This is a genomic window from Ramlibacter sp., from assembly GCF_013697775.1.
Classification (GTDB): Bacteria; Pseudomonadota; Gammaproteobacteria; order Burkholderiales; family Burkholderiaceae_C; genus Ramlibacter.
In genome coordinates, this window is sequence record NZ_JACCWG010000223.1 from 1 (window position 1) to 8,590 (window position 8,590).

At 70.3% G+C, this 8,590-nt stretch carries 3 protein-coding genes; 2 read left to right on the plus strand and 1 reads right to left on the minus strand.

Annotation, left to right across the window (positions count from 1 at the left end; genetic code table 11):
* Positions 1-116 precede the first annotated feature (116 nt).
* Positions 117-248: a type II toxin-antitoxin system Phd/YefM family antitoxin gene (locus H0U68_RS11110; RefSeq protein ID WP_296355528.1), complete on the minus strand. Its 132-nt coding sequence runs from the start codon at positions 246-248 to the stop codon at positions 117-119.
* A 503-nt stretch (positions 249-751) separates the two neighbouring features.
* On the opposite strand from H0U68_RS11110, the gene H0U68_RS11115 reads away from it, so the two are divergent.
* Both H0U68_RS11115 and pbpC read left to right on the plus strand, forming a co-directional pair.
* A complete protein-coding gene (locus H0U68_RS11115; RefSeq protein ID WP_296355533.1) occupies positions 752-6,685 on the plus strand; it encodes an MG2 domain-containing protein in 5,934 nt (1,977 codons plus the stop codon).
* On the plus strand, positions 6,682-8,590 hold a 1,909-nt coding region (pbpC, locus tag H0U68_RS11120), incomplete at its 3' end, for a penicillin-binding protein 1C (protein WP_296355531.1). The genes H0U68_RS11115 and pbpC, both read left to right, overlap by 4 nt.

Sequence of the window (8,590 nt, forward strand, 5' to 3'; positions counted from 1 at the left end):
GAAGCTCCTGCTGCGTCTGCCCATCCAGCTCAATCGACTTGGCGACCCGCATGGCATCACACCCCCTTGGCCATCGGAGTATGCCTTCGAGCGAAAGTTTAACTAATTCGCGCGCACTACACTAGAGAACGCATCACCACCGACTGTTCGCCGTTGCGCGTGATGATCAATGGTTCGTGGTCTTCGCAAACGCGATTCATCGTCCGCGCAAGGTTTGCACGGGCTGAAGAGTAGGTAATGGCATCCATGGCAATCCTCCGGAGAAGTACGTTTTATTGTACAACTCAAGAAAAGGCCTATTCATCGTGAGCACAACCTGCGCCAATATCCACCAAGCGCGCACGCCACCGGTGGCGCGCCAACATCGCCTCTGCAAAGCCGCACGCGGGCGGGCCGTGGCGCGCAGTTGGACAGGGCGCCTGAGGCGGTTGGACGGACGGCAGGCGCGCCTTTGGCGCGCTTCGTGAACTGACTTCGCGGGGGCTGTTTGAACGGAGCGTTTGCTTTGCAAACGCGCAGTGAGTTCCCCCGCGCTGCCGTCCGTCCAACCGCCTCAGGTCTGCCGGCGGCAAAGCCGCCGGACGCCCTGTCCGCGCGACACGGCCCGCCCGCGTGCGGCTTTGCCGCGCGATCGCCGCAAGTCAATGCCGAAATGGGATGAACACCCAACCCACCCCAGCCAATTTGTCACGGACACACGCCCGAAGGATCAGCTACGCTCCGCCGCGGAGGAGCACCTGTGAAGCAGAACATCATTCGCGCCCTGGCGGCCATCGTCGCCGCGCTGGCGCCGGCAACCGTGCTGGCCCTGGGCATTTCCAGCCTGACGCCCCAAGGCGAGATCGCGCGCGTGCGCCAGGTGGTCGCCAAATTCGACGAGAGCGCCGTTGCCTTCGGCGACCCCAAGGCCCCGGCCCCGCTGTCCCTGTCGTGCAGCGACGCCCAGGCCACAAAGGGCACCGCCCGCTGGGTGAGCGACCGCGAATGGGCCTTCGATTTCGAGAACGACCTGCCGCCGGGCGTCAGCTGCCAGCTGCAGGTGCGCTCCGGCTTCAAGTCGCCAAAAGGTGCGGAACTGACTGCCGGCAACTGGCGCTTCAGCACCGGCGGGCCGTTCGTGCAGCAGATTCAACCCGGCGCCCACCAGCGCATCGACGAGGAACAATTCTTCGCGCTCAAACTCAACGGCGACGCCACTCTCGCCAGCGTGCGCGAGAACCTGTGGTGCTCCATCGAAGGACTGGGCGAGCGCGTGCCCGTGCGGCTGCTGGAAGGCGCACCGCGCGACGCGCTGCTGAAGTCGCTGAACTGGGACAAGGCTGCCAAAGACCAGCCGATGCGGCACGTCACCTTCGCCTGCAACCGCCGCTTCGCGGCCAATGCGCGGGTGCAGATCGTCTACGGCAAGGGCGTCGCCACGCCCAGCGGCGTGGCCAACGCCAGCGAAAAGCGCTTCAACTACCAGGTGCGCGAGCCCTTCGCCGCCAGCTTCAGCTGCGAGCGCGAGAACGCGCAGGCGCCCTGCCTGCCGATCCGCCCGATGTCGCTGGCGTTCAACGCGCCGGTGGCGCGCAAGCTGGCCGAGCAGATCGTGCTGAAGTCGGACAAGCAGCGCTTCAAGCCGGAGTTCGACGCGGCCGAGGGCGACGCCGACAGCCTGGTCAACGGCGTGACCTTCAAGCCGCTGTTTCCCGAGCAGGCCGCGCTGGTGCTGGAACTACCCAAAGACTTCAAGGACGCGGCCGGCCGGCCGCTGCGCAATGCCGACGGCTTTCCGCTGAAGCTCGCCACCGGGCCGATGCCGCCGCTGGCCAAGTTCGCTGCCACGCCGTTCGGCATCGTGGAACGCTTCGCCGAGCCCAAGGGCGAGCCGCTGCTGCCGATCACCTTGCGCAACGTGGAGCCGGCGCTGCGCGCCCAGGCCGCCACGCCCGGGCGCATCAGCGACATGCAGCCCAAGACCGATGCGGACATCATTGCCTGGTTCCGCAAGGTGCAGCGCTACAACGGCTGGCAGGTGGACCGCGCCGCCGCGCGCGCCGACGTCAAGGGTCCGCTGCCCAAGGCGCTGGAAGACAACGAGAAGGAATTCGTGCAGACGCGCATGGTGTCGCTGCTGGCCGGCCAGCCGAACGTGCGCACGCTGCAGGTGCCGCAGCCGGCCGGCAACGACCCGCGGCCGTTCGAAGTGGTGGGCATTCCGCTCGCGCCTGGCTTCCACGTGGTGGAGATCGCCTCGCCGATGCTGGGCAAGTCGCTGCTGGACGCGCGCCATGGCGAGCCGCGCACGATGTACGTGCGGACCTCGGCGCTGGTCACCAACCTGGGCGTGCACTTCAAGCTGGGCCGCGAGAACGCGCTGGCCTGGGTGACCACCTTGGACAAAGGCCAGGTGGTGCGCGGCGCCGCGGTGCGCGTGTCGGACTGCAACGGGCGCGAGCTCGCCACCGCCACCACCAACGCGCAGGGTATCGCGGAATTCAAGGGGCTGAATCCGCAGGCGCCGGCGTGCGCCACCGGCAACACCGCAGCTGGCGAAGGCGAAGGCGAGGAAGGCCGCCAGGCCTATTTCATCAGCGCGCGCGCCAAGGACGCGGGCGGCGTGGAGGACATGGCTTTCAGCTGGAGCGACTGGTACCGCGGCATCGAGCCGTGGCGCTTCAACGTGCCGACCAGCCGCGAAGCGCAGCCCGACGTGCGCGTGCACACGGTGATGGACCGCACGCTGCTGCGCGCCGGCGAAACCGTCTCGATGAAGCACCTGATCCGCAGCGAGACGCGCCGCGGCTTCGAGCTGCCCGGCGATCTGCCGAACGAACTCGCGATCACCCACACCGGCAGCGGCCAGCAGTTCACGCAGCCGATCGCCTGGCGCAAGACCGCCACCGGCGGCATGAGCGCGGAAAACCAGTTCGCCATTCCGCCGGCCGCCAAGCTGGGCGAGTACCAGGTGGAGCTGCGCGGCGGGCGCGGTGGCGGCTCGGGCGGCTTTCGCGTCGAGGAATTCCGCCTGCCGGTGCTGGAGGGCCGCATTGCGCCCAGCGAGAAAAAAGCGCTGGTGCAGCCCAAGGCCGTGCCCACCGACCTGCAGATCAACTACGTGTCCGGCGGCGGCGCGGCCAACCTGCCGGTGCGCGTGTCGGCGCTGGTGCGACGCAAGCCCCTGGCCTATGCGGACTACGCCGAGTTCAGCTTCGAGCCGCCGCGCGGCGCGCGCGAAGGGTCCACCAAAGGCGAGGAGGAAGCCAAGGCTTCGCAGGACGCCCGCGTGATCGCCGACAAGCTGCCGGTCACGCTGGACCGCAACGGCGCGGGCAAGCTGACGATTCCCGAAGTGCCTGTCGCCAGGCAGGCGCAGGAACTGCTGCTGGAAGCCAGCTACGCCGACCCCAACGGCGAGGTGCAGACGCTGCGCCACGTGGCCACGCTGTGGCCGACCGGTGTGGTGGCCGGCATCAAGACCGAGGGATGGGTGTCGGCCAAGCAGCAGATCGGCTTCCAGGCGCTGGCGCTGCAGCTCGATGGCAAGCCGGCCGCGGGCGTGTCGATGGAAGTCAAAGCGGTGGCGCGCGTGGTCACCACCAGCCGCAAGCGCATGGTCGGCGGCTTCTACACCTACGACAACAAGACCGAGGTGAAGGACCTGGGCAAGGTGTGCGGCGGCAAGAGCGACGCGCGCGGCCTGCTGCTGTGCGAAGCCAAGCTGGGTGAGCCCGGCGAGGTGGAACTGGTCGTCACCGCCACCGACGCCGAGGGCAAGACGGCAATTGCCGCCAGCTCGGTCTGGGTCACGCGCCAGGGCGAGCTGTGGTTCGGCGGCGAGAACCACGATCGCATCGACGTGCTGCCGGAGAAAAAAGCCTACCAGCCCGGCGACATCGCGCGGCTGCAGGTGCGCATGCCGTTCCGCTTCGCCACCGCGCTGGTCACGGTGGAGCGCGAAGGCATTGTGCAGTCGCAGGTGGTACAGCTCAATGGCGAGGACCCCACCATCAATCTGAAGGTGCAGGACAACTGGGGGCCGAACGTGTATGTGAGCGTGCTGGCCCTGCGTGGGCGGCTGCGCGAGGTGCCGTGGTACAGCTTCTTCACCTGGGGCTACAGCGCGCCGCGCGAATGGTGGACGGCGTTCTGGTTCGAGGGCCGCGAGTACGTGGCGCCGACCGCGCTGGTGGACCTGAGCAAGCCGGCGTTCCGCCTCGGCCTGGCGGAAATCCGCGTGGGCACCAAGGCGCACGAGCTCGCCGTGGCGGTGAAGGCCGACAAGGAAAGCTACCCGGTGCGCGGCCAGGCGAAGGTGACGATCAGCGTGAAGCAGCCCAACGGCCAGCCCGCCGCCGGCGCCGAAGTGGCGCTGGCCGCCGTGGACCAGGCCTTGCTGGAGCTGATGCCCAACGGCAGCTGGAACATCCTGGAAGCGATGCTGCAGCGGCGCGCCTGGGGCGTGGAGACGTCCACCGCGCAGATGGAGATCATCGGGCGCAGGCACTACGGCCGCAAGGCGGTGCCCGCGGGCGGCGGCGGCGGCAAGGCGCCGGCGCGCGAGCTGCTGGAGACGCTGCTGCTGTGGAACCCGCGCATCGTGCTTGACGCGCAGGGCCAGGCGGTGGTGAACGTGCCGCTGAACGACGCGCTCACCACCTTCAAGATCGTCGCCGTGGCCGACATGGGGACAGGTTTGTTCGGCACCGGCCAGACCGCCATCCGCGCCACGCAGGACCTGCAGATCATCAGCGGGCTGCCGCCGCTGGTGCGCGAGGACGACCAGTACCGCGCGCAGCTCACCGTGCGCAACACCACGGCCAAGCCGATGAACGTGGAGGTGACGGCGCGGGCGACCCTGCTCGACCTGAAGCCGCAGACGGTGGACATCCCCGCCGGCGAGGCACGCGAGGTCGCCTGGATGGTGACGGCGCCGCCGCAGCTGGGGCAGGTGCGCTCCGAGGCGATCCTGTGGGAGATCGAGGCGCGCGACACCGCGGGCGGCGCACGCGACGCGCTGAAGGCGCGCCAGCGCATCGTGCCGGCCGTGCCGCTGACGGTGCAGCAGGCCACGCTGGTGCAGCTGGACGGACCGTTCTCGCTCGACGTGGCGCCGCCGGCCGACGCGCTGCCGGACCGCGGCGGCCTGAAGATCGCGCTGCAGCCGAAACTGGCCGAAGGCCTGCCCGGCGTGCGCGACTGGTTCGCGCGCTACCCCTTCGCCTGCCTGGAGCAGAAGACCAGCAAGTCGGTTGGCCTGCGCGACGCCAAGATGTGGCAGTCGGTGGTGGCGCAATTACCCACCTACCTGGACAAGGACGGCCTGGCCAGCTACTTCCCGCCGCGCGACGGCGAGGCCGACCGCGGCAGCGACGCGCTGACGGCCTACGTGCTGGCGGCCACGCACGAAGCCGCAGGCATCGACGCCGGCTTTGCGTTGCCCGACGAGGTGCGCGCGCCGATGGAACGCGGGCTGATCGCCTTCGTGGAAGGCCGCATCCAGCGCGAGTTCTGGTCGCCGCGCAAGGACCTGGACGTGCGCAAGCTGGCCGCGCTGGAGGCGCTCTCGCGCTACGGCAAGGCGCAGGGCCGCATGCTGGGCAGCATCGCCCTCACGCCCAACCAGTGGCCCACGCACGCGGTCATCGACTGGCTGAATATCCTCAAGCGCGTGCAGGACGTGCCGCAGCGCGAGGCGCGCATGGCCGAGGCCACGCAGGTGCTGAAGTCGCGCCTGTCCTACCAGGGCACGAAGGTGATCTTCAGCACCGAGCGCGACGACTACTGGTGGTGGCTCATGACCAACGGCGACGTCAACACCGCGCGCCTGATCCTGGCGGTGCTGGACGACCCGGCCTGGAAGGACGACATGGGGCGCCTGGCCAACGGCTTCATCGGCCGGCAGCAGCGCGGCGCCTGGCACACCACCACGGCCAACCTGTGGGGCGGCCTGGCGCTGGAGAAGTTCTCCGCAAAACTCGAGGCGACGCCGGTGGCCGGCAGCACGCGCGGAGCACTCGGCGCCGCCAGCGGCGCGGTGGACTGGGCCAAGGTGGAACGGGTGAAGGCGACCGACGCGGCAGGCGCCCCCAACCAGACCACCGCGTTCGGCGCCCCGGCCTCGCCCGGCAACCTGCGCAACAACACCATGTTCCTGCCCTGGGCCAAGGAGCCCGGCAAGCAGGCGCTGGGCGTCACGCACACCGGCACCGGCAAGCCATGGCTCACCTTGCAATCGGTGGCGGCGATCGAGCTGAAGGCGCCGTTCAGCGCGGGCTACGCGGTGAAGAAGACCGTGACGGGTGTGGAGCAGGCCGTGGCCGGCAAGTACAGCCGCGGCGACGTGGTGCGCGTGACGCTGGACGTCACCGCCTCAGCGGACATGACCTGGGTGGTGGTAAGCGACCCGATCCCGGGCGGCGCCACCTTGCTGGGCGGCGGCCTGGGCCGCGACTCGCAGATCGCCACCCAGGGCGAGAAGCGTCCCAGCGGCGTCTGGCCGGCCTTCGAGGAGCGCAGCTTCGAGGCCTTCCGCGGCTACTACGAGTACGTGCCCAAGGGCAGCTTCAAGATGGAATACACCATGCGGCTGAACAACGTCGGCGAATTCGCGCTGCCGCCCACGCGGGTGGAGGCGATGTACGCGCCCGAGATGTTCGCGGAGTCGCCGAACACGCGCATGAAGGTGGAAGCCGGCCGATGAAGCTGGCGCGCGTCGCCGCCGCGCTCGCCCTGGCCTGCATGGCCGGGGCCGGCCACGCCCTGCCCTCTTTCGACGAAGTGAAGTCCGCGCATCGTTCGTCCGACACATTGATCCTGGACCGGCGCGGCGAAGTCATCCAGCGGCTGCGCACCGACGACAGCGCGCGGCGCGGCGAATGGATCGCGCTGGAGGACATGTCGCCCGCCCTGCGCGCCGCGCTCGTGCTGTCGGAAGACAAGCGCTTCTGGGAACACAGCGGCGTCGACTGGCGCGCCGCGTCGGCCGCCGCCTGGGGCAACCTGTGGAACCAGCGCACGCGCGGCGCCTCCACGCTCACCATGCAGCTGGCCGGCCTGCTCGACGAGGACTGGAAGCACGGCCCCGGCGGGCGGCGCGTAACACAGAAGCTGGGCCAGGCGGTGGCCGCCCAGGTGCTGGACCGGCGCTGGCGCAAGGACCAGGTGCTGGAGGCCTACCTCAACCTGGTGCCATTCCGCGCCGAGCTGGTCGGCATCGACGCGCTGTCGCGTACCCTGTTCGGCAAGGCGCCGCACGGCCTCGACGAAGGCGAGGCGGCCATCGCCGCCGCGCTGGTGCGCGCGCCGAACGCCAAGCCGTCGCAGGTGAGCGCGCGCGCCTGCGGCGTGCTCAAGGCCATGCAGCCGCGCGGCGTGAAAGCCGACTGCGAGGGGCTGGACCTGCGCGTGGCCGGCGCGCTGCAGCGGCGCGCCTATGCGGCCGGCGACGGCATCGCGCCGCACTTCGCGCGCCAGATGCTGCGCCGCGCGCCCGGCGATCCGCGCATCGCCACCAGCGTGCGCGCCGACCTGCAGCGCTTCGCATCGCAGACCCTGCAGCGGCACATCCGCGAGCTGCACGGGCGCAACGTGGAGGACGGCGCCGTGGTGGTGCTCGACAATGCCAGCGGCGAAGTGCTGGCCTGGGTCGGCTCCTCGGGCGAACTCAGCGCCGCGGCCGAGGTGGACGGCGTGCTGGCCCCGCGCCAGCCCGGCTCCACCCTGAAGCCGCTGCTGTACGCGCAGGCCATCGCCGAGCGGCGCATCACGGCGGCCTCGCTGCTGGAGGACTCGCCCGCCGCCATTCCTACCGCCGGCGGCCTGTACATCCCGCAGAACTACGACCGCCAGTTCAAGGGCTGGGTGTCGGTGCGCACGGCGCTGGGCGCCTCGCTCAACGTGCCGGCCGTGCGCACGTTGGTGATGGTCGGCCCCGACGCCTTCCACCGGCAGCTGCGCGCCGCCGGCCTGCCGCTGCGCGAGTCGGGCGACTACTTCGGCTACAGCCTGGCGCTGGGCAGCGCCGAGGTGCCGCTGCTGGGCCTGGCGAACGCGTTCCGCACGCTGGCCAACCAGGGGCGCGCGGGCGAGGTGCGCTACACGCCGCTGCCCGCGAAGCCGGCCGTGCCGAAACCCACCGCCCCCGCGCTCGATCCGCGCGCCGCCTTCATCGTCGGCGACATCCTGTCGGATGGCAATGCGCGCGCCCGCACCTTCGGCACCGACAGCGTGCTGGCCACCCGTTTCTGGACGGCGGTGAAGACCGGCACCAGCAAGGACATGCGCGACAACTGGGCCGTGGGCTGGTCGCAGCGCTACACCGTGGGCGTGTGGGTCGGCAATGCCGGCGGCGCGGCCATGCACGACGTGAGCGGCACCAGCGGCGCGGCGCCCATCTGGGCCGCCGTGATGCAGTACCTGCATGCGCGCGAACCGTCGCGCGCGCCCGCGCCGCCGGCCGGCCTGGTGCGCGGGCGCGTGCAGTTCGGCGAACGCCTGGAAGCCGCGCGCGAGGAGTGGTTCATCGCCGGCACCGAGCAGGCCCAGCTGGCGCTGGAAGGCGCCGGCCGTGGCCCGAAGGCCCAGGCCGCGGCCCACATCCTGGCGC

Bases quoted from the DNA above. Each gene is read 5' to 3' on its own strand.
- H0U68_RS11110 (WP_296355528.1), bottom strand. From the start codon at position 248: ATGGATGCCATTACCTACTCTTCAGCCCGTGCAAACCTTGCGCGGACG.